Origin of the sequence: Microvirga vignae (assembly GCF_001017175.1) — a bacterium.
Lineage (GTDB): Bacteria > Pseudomonadota > Alphaproteobacteria > Rhizobiales > Beijerinckiaceae > Microvirga > Microvirga vignae.
This window is the reverse complement of sequence record NZ_LCYG01000053.1, coordinates 50607-73467: the sequence shown is the minus strand read 5'-3', so window position 1 is coordinate 73467 and position 22861 is coordinate 50607. Positions and strand designations below refer to the sequence as shown.

Annotated in this window: 19 protein-coding genes; 13 read left to right on the top strand and 6 right to left on the bottom strand. The window is 63.9% G+C overall.

The genetic code is table 11. The annotated features are described in order from the left end of the window. Positions 1 to 45: 45 nt before the first annotated feature. Entirely contained in the window at positions 46 to 2994 is a 2949-nt protein-coding gene (ileS, locus tag AA309_RS19495; RefSeq protein WP_047190681.1) for an isoleucine--tRNA ligase, read from the bottom strand. 275 nt (positions 2995 to 3269) lie between these two features. On the opposite strand from ileS, the gene msrB reads away from it, so the two are divergent. Beyond that, a complete protein-coding gene (gene msrB, locus AA309_RS19490) occupies positions 3270 to 3773 on the top strand; it encodes a peptide-methionine (R)-S-oxide reductase MsrB (RefSeq protein ID WP_047190680.1) in 504 nt (167 codons plus the stop codon). A gap of 5 nt (positions 3774 to 3778) precedes the next feature. After that, positions 3779 to 4945 (top strand): DUF3095 domain-containing protein, encoded by a 1167-nt coding sequence (locus AA309_RS19485; protein ID WP_047190679.1) that lies wholly within the window; start codon positions 3779 to 3781, stop codon positions 4943 to 4945. Between the two features lie 5 nt (positions 4946 to 4950). Here the strand turns inward: AA309_RS19485 and AA309_RS19480 are convergent, their stop codons facing one another. The 3 genes from AA309_RS19480 to AA309_RS19470 all read right to left on the bottom strand — a co-directional run bounded on the left by AA309_RS19480 (position 4951) and on the right by AA309_RS19470 (position 8553). Then, positions 4951 to 5922: a bifunctional riboflavin kinase/FAD synthetase gene (locus tag AA309_RS19480; protein ID WP_047190678.1), complete on the bottom strand. Its 972-nt coding sequence runs from the start codon at positions 5920 to 5922 to the stop codon at positions 4951 to 4953. Between the two features lie 45 nt (positions 5923 to 5967). Further along, on the bottom strand, positions 5968 to 6849 hold the full coding sequence (locus AA309_RS19475; protein ID WP_047190677.1) for a TIGR01459 family HAD-type hydrolase: 882 nt from the start codon (positions 6847 to 6849) through the stop codon (positions 5968 to 5970). A gap of 339 nt (positions 6850 to 7188) precedes the next feature. Further along, positions 7189 to 8553, bottom strand: coding sequence for an EAL domain-containing protein (locus AA309_RS19470; protein WP_150117656.1), 1365 nt, complete (start codon positions 8551 to 8553; stop codon positions 7189 to 7191). 161 nt (positions 8554 to 8714) lie between these two features. On the opposite strand from AA309_RS19470, the gene AA309_RS19465 reads away from it, so the two are divergent. From AA309_RS19465 to AA309_RS19435, 7 genes are all read left to right on the top strand, one after another. Further along, complete coding sequence (locus AA309_RS19465; RefSeq protein WP_047190675.1) at positions 8715 to 8936, top strand: heavy-metal-associated domain-containing protein; 222 nt, start codon at positions 8715 to 8717, stop codon at positions 8934 to 8936. 114 nt (positions 8937 to 9050) lie between these two features. After that, positions 9051 to 10397, top strand: a complete 1347-nt coding sequence (gene aptA, locus AA309_RS19460) for an omega-aminotransferase AptA (protein WP_047190674.1) — start codon at positions 9051 to 9053, stop codon at positions 10395 to 10397. 232 nt (positions 10398 to 10629) lie between these two features. After that, a complete protein-coding gene (gene hisS, locus AA309_RS19455) occupies positions 10630 to 12114 on the top strand; it encodes a histidine--tRNA ligase (protein WP_047190673.1) in 1485 nt (494 codons plus the stop codon). A gap of 72 nt (positions 12115 to 12186) precedes the next feature. After that, entirely contained in the window at positions 12187 to 12639 is a 453-nt protein-coding gene (locus tag AA309_RS19450) for a hypothetical protein (RefSeq protein WP_047190672.1), read from the top strand. 279 nt (positions 12640 to 12918) lie between these two features. Beyond that, complete coding sequence (locus AA309_RS19445; RefSeq protein ID WP_052954859.1) at positions 12919 to 14013, top strand: ATP phosphoribosyltransferase regulatory subunit; 1095 nt, start codon at positions 12919 to 12921, stop codon at positions 14011 to 14013. Continuing rightward, positions 14013 to 14987 (top strand): ATP phosphoribosyltransferase, encoded by a 975-nt coding sequence (hisG, locus tag AA309_RS19440; RefSeq protein ID WP_047190671.1) that lies wholly within the window; start codon positions 14013 to 14015, stop codon positions 14985 to 14987. Before AA309_RS19445 ends, hisG begins: the two co-directional genes overlap by 1 nt. A gap of 142 nt (positions 14988 to 15129) precedes the next feature. Continuing rightward, positions 15130 to 15621: an META domain-containing protein gene (locus AA309_RS19435; RefSeq protein ID WP_047190670.1), complete on the top strand. Its 492-nt coding sequence runs from the start codon at positions 15130 to 15132 to the stop codon at positions 15619 to 15621. Positions 15622 to 15783: 162 nt separating this feature from the next. Here the strand turns inward: AA309_RS19435 and AA309_RS19430 are convergent, their stop codons facing one another. Continuing rightward, the gene (locus tag AA309_RS19430; protein ID WP_200902013.1) at positions 15784 to 17880 is read right to left on the bottom strand and encodes an ABC transporter ATP-binding protein/permease; all 2097 of its coding nucleotides are present in this window, start codon (positions 17878 to 17880) and stop codon (positions 15784 to 15786) included. Between the two features lie 272 nt (positions 17881 to 18152). Between AA309_RS19430 and AA309_RS19425 the strand changes: the two genes are divergently transcribed. Genes AA309_RS19425 through AA309_RS19415 form a run of 3 tightly spaced genes read left to right on the top strand, consistent with a single transcriptional unit; the run spans position 18153 to position 20722 of the window. Further along, on the top strand, positions 18153 to 19247 hold the full coding sequence (locus AA309_RS19425) for a methionine ABC transporter ATP-binding protein (protein ID WP_047190669.1): 1095 nt from the start codon (positions 18153 to 18155) through the stop codon (positions 19245 to 19247). After that, positions 19237 to 19902, top strand: a complete 666-nt coding sequence (locus AA309_RS19420) for a methionine ABC transporter permease (RefSeq protein ID WP_047190668.1) — start codon at positions 19237 to 19239, stop codon at positions 19900 to 19902. Before AA309_RS19425 ends, AA309_RS19420 begins: the two co-directional genes overlap by 11 nt. A 34-nt stretch (positions 19903 to 19936) precedes the next feature. Beyond that, the gene (locus AA309_RS19415) at positions 19937 to 20722 is read left to right on the top strand and encodes a MetQ/NlpA family ABC transporter substrate-binding protein (RefSeq protein ID WP_047190667.1); all 786 of its coding nucleotides are present in this window, start codon (positions 19937 to 19939) and stop codon (positions 20720 to 20722) included. Positions 20723 to 20794: 72 nt separating this feature from the next. Here the strand turns inward: AA309_RS19415 and AA309_RS19410 are convergent, their stop codons facing one another. Then, on the bottom strand, positions 20795 to 21874 hold the full coding sequence (locus AA309_RS19410; protein ID WP_047190666.1) for a flavodoxin family protein: 1080 nt from the start codon (positions 21872 to 21874) through the stop codon (positions 20795 to 20797). Between the two features lie 159 nt (positions 21875 to 22033). On the opposite strand from AA309_RS19410, the gene AA309_RS19405 reads away from it, so the two are divergent. After that, a complete protein-coding gene (locus AA309_RS19405; RefSeq protein WP_047190665.1) occupies positions 22034 to 22861 on the top strand; it encodes an aldo/keto reductase in 828 nt (275 codons plus the stop codon).

Genomic DNA, 22861 nt, shown 5'->3' with positions numbered 1-22861 from the left:
AGGCACTCGCGCCGGAGGCCGGCGCCTGGGAGCTCTCGCCTTTGATCATTCCGCAGCCGCCTTCAGCCGATCCCACTCGCGCAGGGCCGCCGCATCGCGCGGCGTCACATCCGGATATTCCGGATCGCTGCCCACATCCGGCGTGACCTTCCAGGAGCGGGCGCATTTGCGACCTTTGGCCAATTCCGGCACCACGGCGACGCCCTTCGCGTCTTCGAGACGGAAGGCGTCTGCGGGACCTTCGCCCTGCACTACCTGGATGGCGGAGGTGATGCAGATCTCAGCCATGTCGAGGCCCTGGACAGCTTGGAAGAGGCCCTCGTCGGCGATGTGCACTACGGGAGCGGCCTCGAGGCTCGCGCCGATGCGCTTCTGCGCACGCTCGATCTCCAGTGCGCCGGTGACGACGCGGCGCACGCGGCGTACCTGGGCCCAACGCTCGGCCAGCGCCTCGTTGCGCCACTCAGGCTGCACCTGCGGGAAGGTTTCGAGATGCACCGACTCGGCATTCGGGAAGCGCGCGAGCCACGCCTCCTCCGCCGTGAAGGAGAGGATCGGTGCGATCCAGGTCACCACGCAGCGGAAGGTCTGGTCGATCACGCTGAGCGCGCTCTTGCGGGCGACGCTCGAGATCGGATCGCAATAGAGCGTGTCCTTGCGGATGTCGAAATAGAACGCCGACAGGTCCGTGGTCATGAACGAGTTCAGGAGCGCGACCACGCGCTTGAAGTCGTAGCTCGCATAGGCCTCGCGCATGTCGCCGTCGAGTTCGACGAGGCGATGCAGCACGAAGCGCTCCAGCTCCGGCATCGTGCCGAACTCGACCCTGTCCGCCTCGCGGAAATGCGCGAGCGAGCCCAGCATCCAACGGATCGTGTTACGCAGCTTGCGGTAGGTTTCAGCGGTCGTCTTGATGATCTCGGGACCGATGCGCTGATCGTCCCAGTAATCGACCGAGGCCGTCCAGAGACGCAGGATGTCCGCGCCGTATTCCTTGATGATGGCCTGCGGCGCGACCGTGTTGCCGAGCGACTTCGACATCTTGCGGCCCTGCTCGTCGAGCGTGAAGCCGTGCGTGACGACGATGTCGTAAGGCGCGCGGCCGCGCGTGCCGCAGCTCTCGAGCAGAGACGAGTGGAACCAGCCGCGATGCTGATCCGAGCCTTCGAGATACATGACCTGATCGGGACCGCCATCGACCTTGCGGCGAACCTGCAGATCCGCACGCTTTTCAAGAGCGAAGGCGTGCGTGCAGCCGGAGTCGAACCACACGTCGAGAATGTCGTTCACCTTCTCGAAGTCGCTCAGATCGTAGCCACCCGCTTTCAGGAAGCGCGAACCGTCATCCGCATACCACGCATCCGCGCCTTCGTTCTCGAAGGCCTCGGCGATGGCGTTGTTGACCCGGCTGTCCTTGAGGATCTCGTTGGTGCCCTTCTTCACGAAGACCGCGATCGGCACGCCCCAGGCGCGCTGGCGCGAGACCACCCAGTCGGGGCGGTTGGCGATCATGCCGTTGATGCGGTTCTCGCCGGATTCCGGCACCCACTCCACGCTTTCGATGCCGCGCAGCGCACGCTGACGGAGCGTGTCGCCCTTGTCGTCGAGCGGCTTGTCCATCGAGATGAACCATTGCGGCGTGTTGCGGAAGATGAGCGGGCCCTTCGAGCGCCAGGAATGCGGATACTGGTGCTTCAGGCGACCGCGTGCGATCAACGCGCCTGCTTCCACGAGCTTCTTGATCACCGCTTCGTTCGCGCCCGCATCCTTGCCCTTGTCGTCATAGATGCGCTCGCCCGCGAAGAACGGGATTTGAGGGAAGTAGGACGAGTCCGGCGACACCGTGTGCGGCACTTCCCGGGTGCCGCAGGCGACGAACACGTCGCGATGCTTCACGTAAGTGTTGTAGTCGTCCGCGCCGTGGCCGGGTGCGGTGTGCACGAAGCCCGTACCGGCATCATCGGTGACGTAGTCGGCAGGCAGCATCGGCACCGGGTAATCCCAATAACCATTTGCGCCTTCAAGGCCGCGGAACGGATGCGCGCAGCGTTCGATCATCACCGGCAGAACATCCTTCACCCGCTCGTAACCAGTGACGCGCGCAGCCGCGAACACGTCCGCCGCAAGTTTGTCGGCGAGAATCAGACGATCACCCACCTTCGCCCAGTTGTCGTCGGCAGCTTCCGTGACCTTGTAGAGGCCGTAAGCAATGTCGGAGCCGAAGGCAATGGCGCGGTTCGCCGGGATCGTCCAGGGAGTCGTCGTCCAGATCACGACCGAGGCGCCTTCGAGGTCGCCGTCGAGCGTGTTGGTGATCTTGAACCTCACCCAGATCGTAGGGGAGGTCTTCTCGTGATACTCGACCTCGGCTTCGGCGAGCGCGGTCTTCTCGACGGAGGACCACATGACCGGCTTAGAGCCACGATAGAGCTGGTCGCTCGTCGCGAACTTGATGATCTCGCGGGCGATCTGCGCTTCTGCGTCATAGGACATGGTGAGATACGGGTTCGACCAGTCGCCGCCGACGCCGAGGCGCTTGAACTCCTCGCGCTGCACGTCGATCCACTTCTCGGCAAACGCCCGGCACTCGCGGCGGAACTCGACGATCGGCACCTCGTCCTTGTTCTTGCCCTTGGCGCGGTACTCCTCCTCGATCTTCCACTCGATGGGAAGGCCGTGGCAGTCCCAGCCCGGCACGTAGTTGGAATCGAAGCCCAGCATGCCCTGCGAGCGGACGATCAGGTCCTTGAGGATCTTGTTGAGGGCGTGGCCAATATGAATGTTGCCGTTGGCATAGGGAGGACCATCGTGCAGCACGAAGCGCGGGCGGCCCTTCTGGGCCTCGCGCAGGCGCTCATAGAGCTTCATCTCGTTCCAGCGTTCCAGGAATTGCGGCTCGCGCTGGGGCAGTCCCGCTCGCATGGGGAACTCGGTCTGCGGCAGGAACAGGGTTTCAGAATAGTCGCGTGCGGCGCTCTCAGGCTTATCGGTCATGACGGTCAATCGATCCAAGCGGCCCCTGATCCTGGGGCTCAATTCAGGCTTTGTTTGAGGCGAACGGCTCAAATCCCGGACCTTCGCGGGTTACGCGAGGGCCGGGCCGATAATTCGTGCGGCGCGGATGCGGGCCGTGAGGTGAGCCTGAAAAACCATGGGCATGGGAGCCTTTTAGCAGTGCCGGGCTGGATAATAAAGCGTGGTGATTTGAGCAACCGCTCCCTATGTATGGGGCCAGAACCGACTCGAGCCCGGAAGATTAGGACCGACCCATGGCAGACATGACCACCACAGAAGGCAAGCGCTCCCGCGCCGGCTTCGACCTGACGTCCCCCTCTCCTGAGCAGCTCCGCCTGCTCGTGGACAATCTCGATGACGAGGAGCGCCGCGTCCTCCTAGAGCACGGCACGGAACGGCCCTTCTGCGGCATCTTCAACGAGGCCAAGGAAAAGGGCACCTATTGCTGCCGCCTCTGCGGTCTGCCCCTCTTCAAGTCAGGCACCAAGTTCGAATCCGGCACCGGCTGGCCGAGCTTCTTCGACCCCATCGACCGCGCCCACATCGCCTTCGTGCGGGACACGAGCTACGGCATGATCCGCACGGAAATCCGCTGCGCCCGCTGCGAGGGCCATCTCGGCCACGTGTTCAATGACGGCCCTCCCCCGACCGGCGAGCGCTACTGCATGAACTCGGTCTCCCTGCGCTTCGTGGCAGAGGGCGATCCGCTGCCGGACGAGCTGGGCCGGGGCGCGCCCGAGGGCGAAGTTGTGGGCTAGAGGCCATGGACACGGGCGGACGGGAAGCCGACACGCAGGACCACGCGGACTTCTATGCCCGCCTGCCCGTTTTCGAGCAATTCTCCCGGCTCACCGAGCCCGCCATCTACACGCCCCTGCCGGACGGCTGGGTCTTAGGCCTGAGCGACATCGTGAAGTCCACCTCCGCCATCGCGGCGGGACGCTATAAGGAGGTCAACACGGCGGCGGCCTCTTTGATCGCCGCATTGGCCAACAGGCTCGGCGATCAGGATTTTCCTTTCGTCTTCGGCGGAGACGGCGCGAGCTTCGCCGTACCGCCTCAACAAGCCGATAACGCCCGCGAGGTGCTGGCTAGCGTTGCAGCCTGGGCCCAGGACGCCTTCGGCTTCACGCTGCGCGTGGCCCTCGTGCCGGTTTCCACGATCAGGGCGGAAGGCTATGACGTGCGGATCGCGCGCTTTGCCGCTTCGCATGACGTGACCTACGCCATGTTTTCGGGCGGAGGATTGGCTTATGCCGAGCGGCGAATGAAGGAAGGTGCCTTCGCGGTGCCGTCCGCCCCGCCCGGCACATGGCCGGACCTGACAGGGCTCTCCTGCCGGTTCGATGAGCTGCGGTCCGAGAAAGGCATCATCCTGTCATTGATCGTGATCCCCGCCCCCGGTGGCGATCAGGCCGCTTTCACCAGACTTGTCGGCGAGATCCTCTCCCTCGCCGACAATCCCGAGGAAGCCCGCAGGCCCATTCCCTTGAACGGTCCACCGCTTGCCGGACCGTTCAAGGGCTTCGAGATCGAAGCCAAGACGGTGAAGCAGGGCAGCCTCGCCGCCAAGGCGCAATTGGCGGTCAAGCGCCTGATCGCGTTCCTGATCTTTAAGGTCGGACAGCCCATCGGCGGCTTCGACCCGGTGCGTTATCAGGACCAGCTCGTCGAGAACACGGATTTCCGCAAGTTCGATGATGGATTGCGCATGACGCTGGATTGTACGGCCGCCCTCGCGGACCGGCTCGAAAGCATGCTCGCACAGGCCCAAGAAAACGGCATTGCTCGCTACGGCCTGCACCGGCAGCACGCCGCGCTCATGACGTGCTTCGTGCCCTCGCCGACGCGCAGCGATCACGTTCATTTCGTCGACGGTGCGATGGGCGGCTACGCCATGGCCGCGCGAGCGCTGAAGCCCGTGGCCTGATCAGCTTATCCCATCATCGATGGGGTCCGGTCTTCGGCAAGCATCCGCATGGCCTCCTCCGAATCCCGATCCATCTGCGCGACCAGTGCCTCGATCCCCTCGAAGCGCTCCTCGCCGCGGATCCAGCCGATGAACTCCACATCGAGCGTCTTCCCGTAGAGATCGCCTTTGAAATCGAAGAGATGCGTTTCGAGCAGAGGCGCGCCGTTGTCGAAGGTCGGACGGCGGCCGAAGCTGGCGACGCCATCGACCGGCTTGCCGTTCACGGAGGCGCGCACCGTATAGATGCCATGCCGCAGGCGGCAATCGTCGGGCAGGCGCATATTGGCCGTGGGATAGCCCAGCTCCCTGCCCCGCTTGTCGCCATGCCGCACCTCGGCGCGGACGAACCAGCGATAGCCTAAGAGCTTGTTGGCCTTGGCAATGTCGCCCGCCTCCAAAGCAGCACGAATGGCGCTGGAGGAAACCGGCTCGGAGCCTTCCACGATCGCGGGTGCGATGAAACAGTCGAGCCCGAGTTTGCGGCACAGCTCGCGCATGCGCTCAGGGTCACCCTCGCGCCCGCGTCCGAAATGGAAATCGTGGCCGATGACGACACCGGAGAGTTGGAGCTCCCGCGCCAGCATGTTCACGAACTCTTCCGCCTTGAGAGCAGCGAGCGCCTGATCGAAGCGCCGCACGAAGGCGCCTGCGAGACCAAGGCGCGCGAAGATCTCGAGCTTCACCGGCTCGGGCGTGAGGCGAAACAGCGGTTTGTCGGGCTGGAAGAAGCTGCGCGGATGCGGCTCGAAGGTGAGAGCGGCGGCGGGCTTGCCGGAGCGCAGGGCCATGTCCAGCAGATAGCGATGCCCGCGATGGACACCGTCGAAATTGCCGATGGCCGCCACAGCCCCTTTCAAGCTCTCGGGCACGGGCTCGCCATCGCGGCAAACCGCGAAGGAGGACGGGACCGGGGCAAGGGGCTTGTCGGAGGGCATGAAGCGGGTCTCTACCTCAACCGGCCGTGGGGTCAAGGGAGGGTTTCAGGCCCCCCAGGTGAGCACGTCCATGATGGCGGTCGGCGCAACCGGCTGGCGGTCCACCCAATCCTGCACGTGATCGGAGACGAGGTCACCCTTGTGCAGGCCAAGCTCCTTGGCATGAATGCCGCGTGCGATCAGAACGGAGTCGATGTCAAAGCCGACTGCACCCGTGATGTCGGTGCGGATCGCATCGCCCACGGCCAGCACCCGCTCCTTCGGAATCGCGCGATGGCTCAAGCCCGAGGCGACGGCGAGCGCCTTCTCATAGACCGGCGCGTGGGGCTTACCCGCATAGAACACCGTGCCGCCCATCTCCTCATAGGCGAGTGCAATGGTACCTGCGCAGGGCAGGATCATGTGGCCGCGCTCCACGATGAGATCGGGATTGGCGCAGACCATGAGCAAGTCGCGGCGAAGCATAGCCTCCAATCGCGCGCGGTAATTCTCGACCGTCTCGTGCTCGTCGTCGTCGAAACCGGAGCATACCACGTAATCCGCCTCCTCGATGGAGCCGAAGCGCACATCGAGGCCGTCATAGATCGGCATATCCCGGGGTGGGCCGATGTGGTTCACGACCTTGTCGAGCCGCTCTTCGATGGCAAGCCGCGTCAGGTCGCCGGAGGTCACGACCGCATCGTAGGCCGAGCGAGGGACCTGGAAGCCGTCGAGCTGCGTCGCCACAGCAGAACCGGGGCGCGGCGCGTTGGAGACGAGGACGACGCGTCCGCCCTTCGCGCGAAAACGCGTCAGGGCATCGCCTGCGGCCTCATAGGCCTTCACGCCGTTGTGCAGGACGCCCCAGACATCGCAGAGAATGAGGTCATAGCCGTCGGCAAGAGATTTCAGGCCCTCGACGAGAGCGGGACGGGAAGAGGCTGTCATAGGATCTCGCTGGTGATGAACCCGGGCGGGTAGGCCCTTGCGTCTCTTAAGTCAACCAGCCCGGCAGAGCATCGGACGAGAAAAGTCGAGTCCACTTTATAGGATTGAGCCGATGCTCCCTTGTTGAGCGGCGCATCGTTAGACGCGGAAAACCGGGTCCCCTTTTCACTGACGTGGCCCTTCAGGTCGCTGACGCGGACCTCCGGTTCCGCACGAGGCGCTACGGCATCGGACGAGAAAAGTGGATTTGCACTTTTGGGGCCACTCCGATGCTCTCTTCCTGGAGAAGCGCATGGTCTGGAGCGGAAAACCGGATCCACTTTTCGCATGAACGATGCTCTAGCCGGCGCGTCGCAAAAGCGGTTGCGTGCTCTCTGAGGATGCCTGCGGAGCGGCTGCGCCCAGCACCTCGGCCTTGACCGCGCGCGGTGCGGCAAAGACGAAGCCTTGAGCCAGCGGCACACCGATCTCGGCCAGCACCGGCACCATCTCCTCGCGCTCCACATGCTCGGCTACGAGTCGGATGCCCTCGCGGCGCAATGCCGAGGCGAAGTCGCGCACGCCGAGATCCGGGCTCAAGCGATGATGCTCCTCCTGCTCGGCGGCGACCAGAAGCTCGGCCGGGAGCTTCACGAAGCGCACGCCGAGATCGGCAAGTTCTCGCGCGTCGAAGCGGAGATCGGTGGCCGTGTCGAGGGAGAGCGGCACGCCCTTGTCGCGCAGGAGGCCCAAGGCTGCCTTCCGGTCGGCATCGAGTTCGCGCCAGCATTCCTGCGGGAATTCGAGCACCACCTTGCCGAGCGTCTCGGGCGCCGTATCGACCAGCCCGGTGAGCGACCAGAGAAAGCCCGGCTCCCGGACGGAGTGCGGCGTCAGGTTCACGCTGACGATGGCCTCGCTGCCCTTGGTGATGAGGTGGTAGGCCACGGCCATGGCGCGGTTCAGGACCCGGCGGTCGAATTCCGGTGCGCGGCCCAGGCGCTCGAGAGCACCGAGAAATTCAGAGGGGCCGAGCAGCGTGCCATCAGCCAGACGCAGGCGCGCCAGGGCTTCGTAAAAACGGATCTTGCGCTGAGGCAGCGAGACGATCGGCTGCAGATGCAGCTCGATGCTGTCGGCCTCGAAGGCCTGGGTGATCAGGCGCATGCGGCGCAGCTCTTCGTCTGCCGCCTTGCGGGGTGCGGGCTGCGGGGCGGGCCGGCTCGCGGCGGCAGGTATCGGGATCGAGGTCTGGGGCAGAAGAACGGGGGCAACCCGCTCCTGCTGCGGTTCCTCCGTCTTCGGAGCGGCTTTCAGGCTTCCCTTCAGCTCGGCCACATCGCGGTTCTGGGCGGCGACGTTCTTGGCAAGCTCACGCACCACGCCTCCGAGAAGGCCCACCGTGCCGGTGACCTCCGCCATGGTCGTGCGAAGCGCAGGAGTGGCCGCAGGGTTCGTCTGCAAGAGCTGCTCGAGCTTGGCCAGCCGCTCATTCACAAGAGCCAGATCCTCCCTCGCGAGCAGCGCGATCGTCGACGCCTCCTCAGCCTTTTTCCAGACCAGAACGAGGCCGGCGGAAGCCGCAATTCCTAAGAAGGCGACAAACGGCACGACAGCGGAAACCGGCAGGAAGCCGACGGCAGCGCCCGTCATGGCAAGGCTTGCGAGCGCAAGAGCGAACAATTTCGCCCTCAGCTCCTTATCGATATGAACTTTATCGGTCACCACGGGTGCCCCCGCTCCCCTGGTTTGGCGAAATGAAGCGAATCGGCAATGTAACGTTGTTGTACAGACTTGGCCTCATGCCTCAAGCGCTGCTGTACCGAAATCGACAACTTTGCCGCCCCTCTGTTGCCGGAAATACACAACTTCGAAAGGACGCGCCGATGGAAGAAACCGTAAAGGATCTGCTGATGCAGGTGGACGGCATGACCTGCCAGGGCTGCGTCAATGCGGTGACCAAGGCGATCCAGCGTCTGGATCCCAACGCCAGGGTCGATGTGGATCTGGAACATGGCCGCGTGCATGTGATCACCAAGGCTCAGAGCGTCGAGGTGGCCCGCGCGCTCGATGCGGCGGGCTACGATGCTCATGCCATGACGGGCTGATGCGTGGCTTGCGCCATGCTCATGGACCGCTCTTGGACCGCTCCCAAAGTTCCTTTTGCGGCTTTCGAAGACGGCTGATAGGCTCCCCCGGCCAAGTCATCCTCGGGGAATACAATGACCGCTCAGTCTCGGGCCGCTAACGACGTTTCTTCACCTAACGATCTGGACGCCTGGTGGCTTCCGTTCACGGCCAATCGATCCTTCAAGCAGCGCCCCCGCATGATCACCCGTGCCAAGGGCATGTACTACTACACGCCCGACGGACGTGAGGTGATCGACGGCGCGGCCGGCCTCTGGTGCTGCAATGCCGGCCATAACCGCGACGAGATCACCGCCGCCATCCAGGCTCAGGCTGCGGAGCTCGATTACTCTCCCGCCTTCCAGTTCGGCCATTCGAAGGGCTTTGCCGCCGCCTCCCGTATCGCTCAGCTCGCTCCGGGCGATCTGAACCACGTCTTCTTCTGCAACTCGGGCTCCGAGGCGGTGGATACCGCCCTCAAGGTCGCCCTCGCCTATTGGAACGTGCGCGGCCAGGGCAGCAAGACGCGCCTCATCGGTCGCGAGCGCGGCTATCACGGTGTCGGCTTCGGCGGCATCTCGGTGGGCGGCATCGTGAAGAACCGCCAGTTCTTCGGCACCCTGCTCGCAGGCGTCGACCACCTGCCCCACACCTACAACCGCGCCGAGCAGGCCTTCTCCCGCGGCGAGCCCGAATGGGGCGCGCATCTCGCGGACGAGCTCGAGCGCATCGTCGCCCTGCACGATGCCTCCACCATCGCGGCCGTGATCGTGGAGCCGATGGCCGGCTCGACCGGCGTGCTGCCGCCCCCGAAGGGCTACCTGCAGCGCCTGCGCCAGATCTGCGACAAGTACGGCATCCTGCTGATCTTCGACGAGGTGATCTCGGGCTTCGGCCGCCTCGGCACCGCTTTCGCCGCCGAGCGCTACGGCGTGATCCCGGACATGATCACCTTCGCCAAGGGCGTGAATTCCGGCACCGTGCCCATGGGCGGCGTGATCGTGCGTGAAGGGCTCTACAACACCTTCATGCAGGGTCCGGAGCACATGATCGAGCTGTTCCACGGCTATACCTATTCCGGCCATCCGCTCGCCTGCGCCGCGGCGATCGCCACCCAGGACATCTACCGGGACGAGAAGCTCTTCGAGCGTGCGAAGGCATTGGAGCCGGTCTGGGCCGATGCGATCCATTCGCTCAAGGGCCTGCCGAACGTGCTCGACATCCGCACCATCGGCCTCGTCGGCGCCATCGACCTCGCCTCACGCCCGGACGCGGTCGGCGCCCGCGCCTTCGAGGCCATGGACCGCGGCTTCAACGAATACAACCTGATGATGCGCATCACGGGCGACACCATCGCCCTCTCCCCGCCGCTCATCATCACCGAGGAGCAGATCGGCGAGATCGTCGACAAGCTCGCCAAGGTGATCAAGGCGGTGGCGTAAGGCCGAACAGCCTTAGGCGCCATACTCGATACTTTGTCGTCCCGGCCGTCCCCGGACTTGATCCGGGGATCAGCCCCGGCCATCCACGTCTTTGGCGTTCAAGACGTGGATGCCCGCAACACGTGCGGGCATGACGGTTATGGGGCAGTAGAGCAAGCAACCCTTGCCCCTCTGGCGCACACGGGGTAGGACGCAGCACGTTTTTCTTAACTGAACGGCTGCTGTTTACACCATGTCCAAGGCCGACAAGATCAAGGCCCGCGCGCCGCGCGGCTTTGCCGACCGCACTCCCGCCGATCTTTCCGCCACCGAGCGCATGCTGGCGGCGATCCGCGAGTCCTATGAGCTTTACGGCTTCGAGGCCGTCGAGACGCCCTTCGTCGAATATACGGATGCGCTCGGCAAGTTCCTGCCGGATCAGGACCGCCCGAACGAGGGCGTGTTCTCCTTCCAGGACGATGACGAGCAATGGCTGTCGCTGCGCTACGACCTGACGGCGCCGCTCGCCCGCTACGTGGCCGAGAACTTCGATGCGCTGCCCAAGCCCTATCGCAGCTATCGCGTGGGTTGGGTGTTCCGCAACGAGAAGCCGGGCCCGGGCCGCTTCCGGCAGTTCATGCAGTTCGACGCCGACACGGTGGGTGCTGCCTCCGTCGCGGCGGATGCGGAAATCTGCCTGATGGCCGCCGATACGCTGGAGAAGCTCGGCCTGAAGCGCAGCGACTATCTGATCAAGGTCAACAACCGCAAGGTTCTCGACGGCGTGCTCGAGGCCATCGGCCTCGGTGGCGACGAGCATGCCCATCAGCGCCTGACCGTGCTGCGCGCCATCGACAAGCTCGATCGTCTGGGCCCTGACGGTGTGCGTCAGCTGCTCGGCGCGGGCCGCAAGGACGAGAGCGGCGACTTCACCAGGGGCGCTGAGCTGGCGCCTGACGCCATCGAGCGCGTTCTCGCCTTCACCGCCGCCAAGGGGGTGGACAATGCAGCGACGGTCGAGAACCTGCGCGGGGTCGTGGGCTCCTCGACCCGCGGCGTCGAGGGTGTCAACGAACTGGCGGAAATTGCGACGCTCGTCGCCTCCTCGGGTTACGAAGACCGCGTCACCATCGACCCTTCAGTCGTGCGCGGTCTCGAATACTACACCGGCCCCGTCTACGAGGCGGAGCTCACCTTCCAGGTCCAGGACGAGGATGGACGCCCCGTGCGCTTCGGCTCCGTCGGCGGCGGCGGGCGCTATGACGGCCTCGTGGGCCGCTTCCGCTCGGAGCCCGTTCCGGCGACCGGCTTCTCCATCGGCGTCTCGCGCCTGCTCTCGGCACTGCAGATGATCAAGAGCCCCATCGTTTCGGGTGCCGAGAAGCCCGGCCCGGTGGTGGTGCTCGTCATGGACAGGGACCAGATCGCCGCCTACCAGCGCATGGTCTCGACCCTTCGCCAGGCCGGCATCCGCTCCGAGCTCTATCTCGGCTCCTCGGGCATGAAGGCCCAGATGAAGTACGCCGACCGCCGTCAGAGCCCCTGCGTGATCATCCAGGGCTCCAACGAGCGCGAGCGCGGCGAGGTGGAGATCAAGGACCTGATCGAGGGCGCAAAAGCGGCCGAGGCCATTGCCTCCAACGCCGAATGGAAGGCCGCTCGCCCGGCGCAGTTCTCCGTGTCGGAGGACAAGATCGTGGATGCGGTCCGCGAGGTTCTGGCGCGGCATTTCGGGTAAGCCTTAAAGCCCCTGGAACTCGGCCGCTTTCCTCCGGGTTGTCTCCTGAAGCTTGACTATCAGGAGATACCAATGGCTAAGGCCAAGGACAAAAAGAAATCCGGGAAATCCAAGAGCACGGACACGCAGCTATCCAAATCCATGAAGAAAGCCGCCAAGAATACCGGCATTATGGACCTGATCAGTTCGAATCTCGGCCGTGAAATCCTGGCGGATGCCTTGATCGCGGCTGCCGGAGCTGCGGCAGCCGCCCTCACCAGGACCCGCCCGGCCAAGCAGGCCGGTGCGGCGGTTGCAGATGCAGGTTCGCAAGCCGCCGACATGACCCAGACCGCGGCAGGCGCGGTCGCGAGCGTCGTGACGGAAGCAGCCCGTCAATTCCTCCCCGCCAGCATCACCGGTGCCGAGAGCAGCGAGCCGGGTGGCAAAAACGAAGGCAAGAAGGTCAAGTACGTCCACCGCTCCAGCGATCACAGCAAGCGCAAGACCTCGAAGGCCAAGAGTGACATCGCCCACAAGGAGTGATCTCCTCCCTCGCACTATCCGGGGTGACACCTTCCCCGTCATCCCCGGACTTGTTCCGGGGATCCACGTCTTCAAGACGCAGCTACTCCAAGACGTGGATGGCCGGGACGAGCCCGGCCATGACGATAGCAGTATCCGTCATGCGATCCCGGACTGCGCTCCGCAGCCCCGGGATGACGCCACTCTCCCCTTCCGTTCACCCTTCCGGCTGAAATCGTTCGCCTTCCCGGCCCGGCATTGCTAGAGAGCATGCCGGATCAAGGGATTTGAGCGACGCCAGTGACGGAGACGGATGCCATTGTTGCGCTGATCGCGCTTTTCGAGCGCGAGGGCTATGCGCGTGTCGAGCCGCCGGTTCTGCAACCGGCGGACGTGTTCATCGACCTCTCGGGCGAGGACATCCGGCGGCGCATGTTCGTGACGCAGGATGCCTCGGGCGCGGAGCTGTGCCTCAGGCCCGAATACACGATCCCCGTCTGCCTCCAGCATCTCTCCCGCCGCGGAGCCCGGCCCTCCGGCTATTCCTACGGCGGTCCCGTCTTCCGCATGCGCCCCAACGAGAGCGGCGAGTTCCTGCAGGCCGGCATCGAGTCCATCGGCCGGTCCGATATCGCTGGTGCCGATGCGGAAATCCTTGGCCTTGCTCTGGAAGGCTTGAGCCTCATCGGCGGCCCTGCCCCCATCGTGAGGCTCGGCGATATGGGCCTGCTTCATGCCCTCATCGATGCTCTCGGCGTCGCGCCTGCCGCAAAGCGCCGCGTGATCCGCGCCATCGTATCCGGCCAAGGACTGGCGAGCCTCTCCGAGGCGGAGGGCCCGGCCGCCCAGGAGCATGCGGGGCTTCTCGCCGCCATCGAAGGCCAAGCGCCGCAAGCGGCCAAGGCCTTCGTGGAGGACATTCTCTCGATCGCCGGCATCGCCACCGTCGGCGGCCGCAGCGCGGGTGAGATCGCCGAGCGCTTCCTGGCTCGCGCAGCCAACCGCACGGTTCTATCGAACGAGGCCCGGCAGGTTCTGGAGCGCTACCTCACCATCTCCGGCGACCCGGACCAGGCGGCGGACGCCGTCCGGCTCCTCGCCAAGGATGCGGGGCTCGATCTCGGTCCAGCCATTGGTCTCTTCGAGGAGCGCACCGGCTTCATGGCCGCGCGCGAGCTCGATGTGAGCGCCTTCTCGTTCGCCGCCACCTTCGCCCGTAATCTCGACTACTACACGGGCTTCATCTTCGAGGTGCAGGATCCGCGCCGCAGCGACGGCAAGCCCATTGTGGGCGGCGGCCGCTATGACCGGCTGCTGGAGCATCTCGGAGCGGAAAGCCCGATCCCGGCGGTCGGCTGCTCCTTCTGGCTCGACCGTATCGTGGGGAGGCCCTGATGACCGATTCCCCTCTCATTCTGGCGGTGCCCTCCAAGGGACGCCTGCAGGAAAACGCGGCTGCATTCTTCGCCCGTTCCGGCCTCGTCTTCTCCCAGTCGCGCGGCGCGCGCGAGTATCGCGGCACGCTCAAAGGGGTGCCGGACGTGGAGGTGGCGTTCCTCTCGGCCTCCGAGATCGTGACGCAGCTCGCCACCGGCTCCGTGCATCTGGGCATCACGGGTGAGGACCTGGTCCGCGAGCAAATCTCGGATGCGGACGAGGCCGTCGAACTCCTCACCCCGCTCGGGTTCGGTCACGCCAATGTGGTGGTGGCCGTGCCGCAAGCCTGGATCGACGTGCGCAGCATGGCGGATCTCGACGAGGTCGCGGCCGATCTGCGCGCCCGCCATGGCCGCAAGATGCGGGTTGCCACAAAATACGTGAACCTGACCCGCCGCTTCTTCGCCGAGAAGGGCATCGCCGATTACCGCATCGTCGAGAGCCTGGGCGCGACCGAAGGCGCGCCGGGGGCGGGCTCGGCGGAGCTGATCGTGGATATCACCACGACCGGTGCGACGCTCGCCGCCAATGCGCTCAAGATCCTCGACGACGGCGTGATGCTGCGTTCCGAGGCCAATCTGGTCGCCTCGGTTCGTGCGCCCTGGTCGTCTAAGGCTCGCGCTGCCGCGACCGCCGTTCTGACGCGCATCGCAGCCGAGGAAGAGGCGCGGGAAAGCCGCGAGGTCCGGGCGGCCCTCGATCCGTCCAGGGCTCAGGCTCTCGCAGCCCTCGTGCGGGATTTCGGGGCCACCCAGCCTTATGGCAATGCCCTGGGCCGCGAGGTGGTGCTCCATTGCCCGACTTCGGCGATGTTCGACATCGTGGCGGCCCTTCAGGGAATTGGAGCGCAGGACATCACGGTCCGCACCTTCGACTACCTGTTCCGTCCCACCAATGCTCTCACCGAGAGGCTTTTGAAGCGGATCGACTGACAGTTCTTCAAGCTGAGACCTCCTTAAGCGAGGCTTCAGCTTGCCTGTGACAACAACTGTCACAGGACAATATCACTCAAGGCGTTGCCCTTACGGTCAAGGCCTCTTATGGTTCCGGCGTTTTTACGATGAAGAGGTTCCGATGAACGCCCTTCGATTGGCAGCACTCCTGGCGGCTTTCGCCACTGTCTCCGCGGCTCAAGTTTCAGTCGCCGATGCCCAGACGGCCGCGACTCTCGGCCGGCCGGCAGGCCCGACCCGTCAGGTGGATCCCAAGGTTCCGCAGCCGGGCGCTCAGGGCAAGACCTTCCCTCTGAACTCGTCCTGGATTGCCGTGAGCCTGAACAACAAGCCGTTCACCGGCGAGCGTCCGACCTTCAGGCTCGACGACCAGCTGCGCGCGACGGGCTTTTCCGGCTGCAACACCTACGCGACCACCGCCTATCCTCTGCGCGAACAGGGACTGGCCGTCGCCCCCTTCGCCCTGTCGAAGAGGAACTGCGACAAGTCTGCCATGGCCATCGAGAATGCCTTCCTGACGGCACTGCGCAGCTCCGGCAAGTGGGACATCCAGGGCCCTACCCTGATCATCCGCAGCCAGACCGGCGAGCTGCGCTTCGAGCGCGCGCTGTAGGAAGAGCACGACTTCTCACGCAAAAGGCCGGCAGCAATGCCGGCCTTTTTCTTTTGGTCCTCCGATGTCATCACCGGCCTCGTGCCGGTGATCTCGATTGACCGGAATGCCATCCCTTTCTGATCGGGATGGCCGGGGCAAGCCCGGCCATGACGTAAAGATCTACTCAGCCGGCTGAGGCTGCATCAGGTCCACGGGGGTCGAGAGACCATTCTCCGCCCGCTTCAGGTCGATGCGTCGATCGTGATAGGCCGCAAGCGTCGAGCGGTGGCCGATGGAAACCACCGTCGTCTGGGGCAGCTCCTCCTTGATCACCTGATAGATCTCGGCCTCGGTCGGCTCGTCGAGCGCCGCCGTGGCTTCGTCCAGGAACAGCCAGTCGGGCTTGGCGAGAAGTGCACGGGCGACCGCGAGACGCTGCTGCTCGCCGAGCGACAGGGTCTGACCCCAGGCGCGCTCTTCGTCGAGCTTGTCTGCGATCTGCGGGAGTTTCGCGGCGCGCAGGGCATCAGCGATTGCGGCATCGCTGTAGGCTTGCCCATGGGCGGGATAGGTCACCGCTTCGCGCAAGGTGCCGATGGGAATGTAAGGCCGCTGCGGCAGCAGCATCATGCTCTGGCCCTGCGGCACCAGCACCTCGCCCTCGCCGAAAGGCCAGATGCCGGCGATGGCGCGGAACAGGGTCGACTTGCCCGAGCCGGACGGACCCGTCATCAGCGTGCGCTCGCCGGGACGGAAAGCGAGACCGTCCGCATGCATCAGGGCACGGCCGTCGGGCAGGCGCACGTTGAGGTTCCTGAGGCGCAGCTCACGGTTTGCCGCGGGCGTGACCGCGAGCTTGCTCTCGCCGCCGATACGCTGCGCCGACGCAATGGCCCCCTCGAAGGTGGTGAGACGATCGAGCACCGCCTTGTAGTCGGCCAGCGTGGTGTAGATCTGGATGAAGTAGGTGAGCGCCGATTCCACGCGCGAGAAGGCACCGACCACCTGCTGCATCTGACCCAGCGAGATCTTGCCGATGAAGTAGTAAGGCGCGGTGAGGATGTAGGGCACCACCACGTTGGCCTGGAAGTAGGCAGACGTGAAGGTGTTGAGCTTAATGAGGCGGATCACGATCCGCATGTAGTTGTCGACGATCTGGCCGAACCGCTTGCCGAGCCCCTCCTTCTCGGCAGGCTCGCCGGAAAGAAGCGCCACCTGCTCCGTGTATTCGCGCAGACGCGCAAGGGAGAAACGGTAATTCGCCTCCACCCGCTCCTGCTCGAAGTTGAGGGCGATCAGGGGACGGCCGATGAGATGCGTGACCCAGGTGCCGAGAATGGCATAGCCCGCGCAGACCCAGACCAGCAGACCGGGCACTTCGACATCGGTGCCGGGGAAAGTGAAGCCCACCGAGATCGTCCAGAGGATCGCCACGAAGGATACGAGCGTCGCTGCCTGGTTCATGAGGCCCACGGACAAGGAATAGGTGCTTTCCACGAACTTGCGCAGATCTTCCGAAATACGCTGGTCCGGGTTGTCCGCGCCGCGCCCGATGATCTGCATCCGGTAATGTGCGCCATCACCCAGCCACTCGCCGACATAGTAAGTGTTGAGGAATGCACGCCAGCGGATGGTCAGCACGTTCTGCAGCAGCACTTCCGTCAGCGCGATGGCGACGAAGACGGCTGCCAGCGGCATGAAGATGATGAAGAGCTGATACCAGAAGGCCGCGGCATCCTTGGCCTCGAGCGCGTTGAACATGTCGCGAGAGAAGAAGCTGAGGCGCACATTGAGTGCGACCTGGGCGAGATTGATCGCGATGAGAATGGCGATCATCCACGTGCCGATGGTTCCTTCGCGCGCCCGCACGAGACCGATGAAAGGAATGCGGATGACGCTGTCGGCCTGGGAATCGAGATAACGATCAGCAATGCGGCAGACGGTTTGGACCACACGCACATAGGACAAGCCAAAGACGAGGGCTCCGAACGCCGTGGCGCCCAGGGCTGCGGAAGGCGGCGGGACATAGCCCGTATAGTCACCCGTAATCGCTCCGAGCGTGGCCCCGAGAATGAGCAGGACGAGCACGACATGCGTGGCCGCGATCATCACGAGGAAGATGCGCAGGAATTTCGGGATATCGCGGCCGATGATCAGGATCCCGGCCAGGGCCAGGGTTGAGAGCGGCAGATAGAACGGAACCTGGACCGCTCCTGACAGGGAGGCGCCCAAAACGCCCAAACCGATGAGTGCCAGCGCAATGCTCGCCTTGATCATTCTTTTCTCCTGACGGGGAACCGCCCCTTGGCTCCATAGGAACATAGGACAGCCCGATCAACCGCGCTCATGGCGAAAGCAAGGAGAAATGTCCGCCTCAAAGGGGCGATCCCCGGTTTGTGATGTCGCGCCTGGAGGGCAAGAGGCGCTTCTCCACCGCCAAGGCCGTTCTTCAGAACAGATGATCCTGTTTAAAGAACAATTCAGTTGACATAGAGAACGCCATATCCCATGTGTCGTATCCACTCATGAGACGACCGTAAAGCGACCCTATGAACGCCCCTCTCGGATATCTCGGCGACCAGCCGTCGCAACGCCTGATCCCGGCGGAGCCTATCGTGCGCCTGGAGAAGATCTCGAAGACCTTTCCCGGACGCGATGGCCAGCCTGTCACGGCTCTGCGAGAGATCGACCTCGCGGTGCCCCAGGGCTCCATCCTCGGCGTGATCGGCCGCTCCGGTGCCGGCAAGTCCACCCTCATCCGCCTGGTGAACGGGCTGGAGAAGCCCAGCTCCGGCAAGGTGATCGTGGACGGCGCGAACATTGCCGCGCTGCCCGAATCCGAGCTTCGCCATGCCCGCCGCTCCATCGGCATGATCTTCCAGCACTTCAACCTGCTCTCCTCCCGCACTGCGGCGGAGAACATCGCGCTGCCTCTCGAGGTGGCAGGCTATGACAAGGCCGAGATCAAGGCGCGCGTAGAGGAGCTTCTGGCCCTCGTCGGCCTCTCGGACAAGCGCAACCGTTATCCGTCCGAACTGTCAGGTGGCCAGAAGCAGCGTGTGGGCATTGCCCGTGCGCTTGCCACGAAACCGAAGGTGCTGCTCTCGGACGAAGCGACCTCCGCGCTCGACCCGGAAACCACGCGCTCCATTCTCGATCTGCTCGCGCGCATCAATGCAGAACTCGGCCTCACCATTCTGCTCATTACCCATGAGATGGCGGTGATCCGCAACATCGCCCGCGAGGTGGCGGTGATCGAGGGCGGACGCATCGTCGAGCAGGGCGACGTGTTCGAGGTGTTCACCCGTCCGAAACATGAAGTCACACGCTCCTTCCTCGGCGACGAAGCCGGGCGCGTGCTGCCGCCTTATGTGCAGAATCGCCTGCAGAAGGAGGCGACACCGGACAGCCAGACGGTCATCCGCATCGGCTTTCGCGGCCCGCACGCGACCGATCCCGTTCTGGCGCGTCTCGCACGCGAGGAAGGCATTGAAGCCAACATTCTTTCCGGTGCGGTGGATGAAATCGCAGGCCGCCCCTTCGGCACTCTCGTCGTGAGCGTACCGGCGGCAGCCTCGTTGAAGACGCTCGACTTCCTGAAGAAACACGGTCTCGATACGGAGGTGCTCGGCCATGTCGCCTGAGATGATCCGCCTTATCGCCAGTTCCACCGGCGAAACGCTTTACATGGTCGGCGTCTCCGCGCTGATCGCCACGCTGTTCGGCCTGCCGCTCGGTGTGTATCTTGCCACCAGCGGCAAGGGTGAGCTGTTCGCGGCTCCCTGGGTGAACCGCATTCTCGGCGTCATCGTCAACGCCACGCGCTCGACGCCCTTCATCATTCTCGTCGTCGCGATCATTCCGTTCACCCGCCTGATCGCCGGCACCTCCATCGGCACCAATGCGGCCATCGTGCCGCTGACGATTGCCGCAACGCCTTTCATCGCGCGTCTCATCGAGGGCGCGATTCGCGAGGTGGATCAGGGGCTCGTGGAGGCCGCGCGCGCCTTCGGCGCAACGCCGCTGCAGATCGTGCTGAAGGTTCTGATCCCCGAAGCCCTGCCCGGCATCGTGCTGGGGCTGACCCTCGCCATCGTGTCGCTCTTGGGCTTCTCGGCCATGGTGGGTGCCGTCGGCGGCGGCGGTCTTGGCGATCTCGGCATCCGCTACGGCTACCAGCGTTTCATGCCGGAAATGATGCTCGCTGTCGTGGTGGTTCTCATCGTGCTCGTGCAGGCTGTGCAGAGCATCGGTGACCGCCTCGCCCGACGCCTCAACAAGCGCATCCGCCACGGCTGATCCTTCATAAGAACATCGCACAAGGAGTATCCCGATGTCCCTGAAGAAACTGGGCCTCGCTGCCCTTCTCTCCCTCGCCTCCCTGCCCGCTCTGGCACAGACCCAGACGATCCGCATCGGCGCTACGCCCGGCCCGCACGCGCAGATTCTCGAAGCCGTTAAGCCGATTGCGGCGCAGAAGGGCATCGAGATCAAGATCGTCGAATTCTCGGACTATGTGGTGCCGAACACGGCTCTGGCTGCCGGTGACATCGAGGCCAATTCCTTCCAGAACCAGCCCTATCTTGACAATCAGGTGGCTGACCGCGGCTTCAAGATCGAGAGCGTGGCGCTGACCGTGAACTTCCCGATTGGCATCTACTCGAAGAAGCACAAGAGTCTCGAAGAGTTGCCGAACGGTGCAACGATCTCGATTCCGAACGATCCCACAAATGGCGGCCGCGCCCTGATCCTTCTGCAGGACAAGGGTCTCATCAAACTCAAGGAAGGCGTGGGCTACAAGCCGACTCCCCTCGACATCACCGAGAACCCCAAGAAGCTGAAATTCGTCGAGATCGAAGCCGCCCAAGGACCGCGCGTTCTCCCCGACGTGGATGCCGCCATTATCAACACCAACTATGCAACATCGGGCGGCCTGGATCCGGTGAAGGACCCGATCGCCCGCGAGAACCCGAAGGGTCCCTACGTGAATCTCATCGCCGTGCGTAGCGAGGACAAGGACAAGCCCTGGGTAAAGGCCCTCATCGAGTCCTACCATTCGCCCGAGGTAAAGAAGTTCGTGGAAGAGAAGTTCAAGGGCTCCGTTCTCACGAGCTGGTAAGCCGTTTCTTCTCGATGAAGCATTCAGGCCGGGCTTTCGCCCGGCCTTTTTTCATTCACATCGCTTCACCGGTTATTTCCGTCGCGGCTCCGGCAAGCGCTCGCCGGCCCCTGCCCAATGCCCTGCTCTCTTCGATCTGACGGCATCGAGAAGAGTCCACGCAGCGTTGCCTATTTCAGCCTGGACATCGAGATCGCGATCCAGCTCCTCATGGCTGGTGGCATAAGGCTTCCAATAGCCAATATAGCGATCGAGCTCGGCAAGGTTGCCTGCCGGTTCAAGATTCATCGCGCGCAGCCAATCGGACAGGCTGCGGCGCACTCCTTCGGTTCCTTCCGCATCGCCGTGCACGATCACGGAGAACAAGCGACCGGAGAGATGCTTGGGATAATCCCAGCCTCTCAGCTCCAGCTCCTTCGCCTCCTGCACCTTCTTGCCATGCGTCGATGTCGGGTCAGGATTGCCACCATCGGCGCAGACGAGTCGATCCATCATCAGCTTCAGTGGAGAGGAGACCTGATACCAGTTCACAGGCGTGACGATCATGACGCCGTGCGCTTCCACCCATTTCGGATAGATCTCGTTCATCCAGTCCTGCGTCTGCCCGAGGGAGTAATTGGGATAGCAGGAGCACGGCCAGTGGCAGAGCGCGGCAGAAGTCGAGAAGCAGGTCTTGCAGGGATGGATGTGCCGCCCATATTCGGATGCCAACCGGCTGAGGTCCAGAACCTCGACTTCGACATTCTCCGCGCATGCGATCACCTGTCGGGCGATCTCGACGAGCCGATAGGTCTTCGACATTTCACCGGGACAGGTATGCTCGCTGCGCGATGCCGAGGAGATCAGGAGAAAGCGAGCGGGCCCATCGGGATCCTCATGCCGCTGCTGCGCGAGATCGATCGCTTCCTTCGCGGCGATCCAATCGACTCCAAGATCATAATCGGGGTCGCTAAATCCGGGACCTGCCTTGCGCGTTCTCGGGCTCTTGCGATGATGGCTGTAGGCATCCCAGGCTGCATCGGCAATGCGCCGCAGCTCTTGGGTCAAGGGCTCGAAAGCAGGGTCCTGAAAGGTCTGAAGGAAGCGCCTGCGGAACTCACCTTCATCGAGCGTGGGGTCAGGTGTGCCGGTTCTCGCTTCTGGGATGGACAAAGGGCACTCCCATTCTTAGATCGGATCAGTGCTAAGCTTCGGAACGCAGGCCCGCCTGCGCCGGTTCCGCGTGGCGCTGAATGGCCGGTCACGGCTTGTTTATCGAACGTGAGACCCCACCTCTGTCTCGCACTCTTTCATCCCTTCCAGGAGCAGTCGATGCCGACCACCCCACCCCTTCGCCTGAACGACGGAAACACGATGCCGCAGCTCGGCTATGGCGTCTGGCGGGTCTCGAACGAGGATGCCGTCGCCTGCGTGACCGATGTCATCAAGGCCGGCTACCGCTCCATCGACACCGCCTCAATCTACGAGAACGAGGAAGGTGTCGGCCAGGCGATTGCCGCCTCCGACGTGTCGCGCGACGAGCTCTTCATCACCACCAAGCTGTGGAACGACAAGCGCAGCTACGATGCGGCGCTGACTGCTTTCGACGAGAGCCTCAAGCGCCTCAAGCTCGATTTCCTCGACCTCTATCTCATCCACTGGCCAGGGGTCAGCGGTGAGGGTTTTCTCGATGCCTGGCGCGCCCTGATCCGTCTGAAGGAGGAAGGACGCGTGAAATCCATCGGCGTATCGAATTTCCAAGAAAAGCACCTGCAGAGGCTGATCGACGGGACGGGCATCGTTCCCGCGGTCAACCAGATCGAGCTGCACCCGCGCTTCCAGCAGAAGGAGCTGCGCGCCTTCCATGCGCAGCATAACATCGCAACCGAGTCCTGGGGCCCTCTCGGGCAAGGCAGCCTCGTGACGGATGAAAAGCTCGCTACCATCGGACGCAGATACGGCAAGACGCCCGCTCAGGTGATCCTGCGCTGGCATCTCGACAACGGCTTCATCGTGATTCCGAAATCGGTCACGCCGTCGCGCATTCGCGAGAACATCGACGTGTTCGATTTCAAGCTCGATGCAGAGGATATGCGCATCATCGAAGCCATGGATGACAGGAATGGCCGCGTCGGTCCCGACCCCGCAGTTTTCGGCTGA

What these genes read in the sequence shown, in the direction of transcription:
- ileS (WP_047190681.1), bottom strand. Translation starts at nt 2,994, where the DNA reads ATGACCGATAAGCCTGAGAGCGCCGCACGCGACTATTCTGAAACCCTG.
- msrB (WP_047190680.1), top strand. Translation starts at nt 3,270, where the DNA reads ATGGCAGACATGACCACCACAGAAGGCAAGCGCTCCCGCGCCGGCTTC.
- AA309_RS19485 (WP_047190679.1), top strand. Translation starts at nt 3,779, where the DNA reads ATGGACACGGGCGGACGGGAAGCCGACACGCAGGACCACGCGGACTTC.
- AA309_RS19480 (WP_047190678.1), bottom strand. Translation starts at nt 5,922, where the DNA reads ATGCCCTCCGACAAGCCCCTTGCCCCGGTCCCGTCCTCCTTCGCGGTT.
- AA309_RS19475 (WP_047190677.1), bottom strand. Translation starts at nt 6,849, where the DNA reads ATGACAGCCTCTTCCCGTCCCGCTCTCGTCGAGGGCCTGAAATCTCTT.
- AA309_RS19465 (WP_047190675.1), top strand. Translation starts at nt 8,715, where the DNA reads ATGGAAGAAACCGTAAAGGATCTGCTGATGCAGGTGGACGGCATGACC.
- aptA (WP_047190674.1), top strand. Translation starts at nt 9,051, where the DNA reads ATGACCGCTCAGTCTCGGGCCGCTAACGACGTTTCTTCACCTAACGAT.
- hisS (WP_047190673.1), top strand. Translation starts at nt 10,630, where the DNA reads ATGTCCAAGGCCGACAAGATCAAGGCCCGCGCGCCGCGCGGCTTTGCC.
- AA309_RS19450 (WP_047190672.1), top strand. Translation starts at nt 12,187, where the DNA reads ATGGCTAAGGCCAAGGACAAAAAGAAATCCGGGAAATCCAAGAGCACG.
- hisG (WP_047190671.1), top strand. Translation starts at nt 14,013, where the DNA reads ATGACCGATTCCCCTCTCATTCTGGCGGTGCCCTCCAAGGGACGCCTG.
- AA309_RS19435 (WP_047190670.1), top strand. Translation starts at nt 15,130, where the DNA reads ATGAACGCCCTTCGATTGGCAGCACTCCTGGCGGCTTTCGCCACTGTC.
- AA309_RS19430 (WP_200902013.1), bottom strand. Translation starts at nt 17,880, where the DNA reads ATGATCAAGGCGAGCATTGCGCTGGCACTCATCGGTTTGGGCGTTTTG.
- AA309_RS19425 (WP_047190669.1), top strand. Translation starts at nt 18,153, where the DNA reads ATGAACGCCCCTCTCGGATATCTCGGCGACCAGCCGTCGCAACGCCTG.
- AA309_RS19420 (WP_047190668.1), top strand. Translation starts at nt 19,237, where the DNA reads ATGTCGCCTGAGATGATCCGCCTTATCGCCAGTTCCACCGGCGAAACG.
- AA309_RS19415 (WP_047190667.1), top strand. Translation starts at nt 19,937, where the DNA reads ATGTCCCTGAAGAAACTGGGCCTCGCTGCCCTTCTCTCCCTCGCCTCC.
- AA309_RS19405 (WP_047190665.1), top strand. Translation starts at nt 22,034, where the DNA reads ATGCCGACCACCCCACCCCTTCGCCTGAACGACGGAAACACGATGCCG.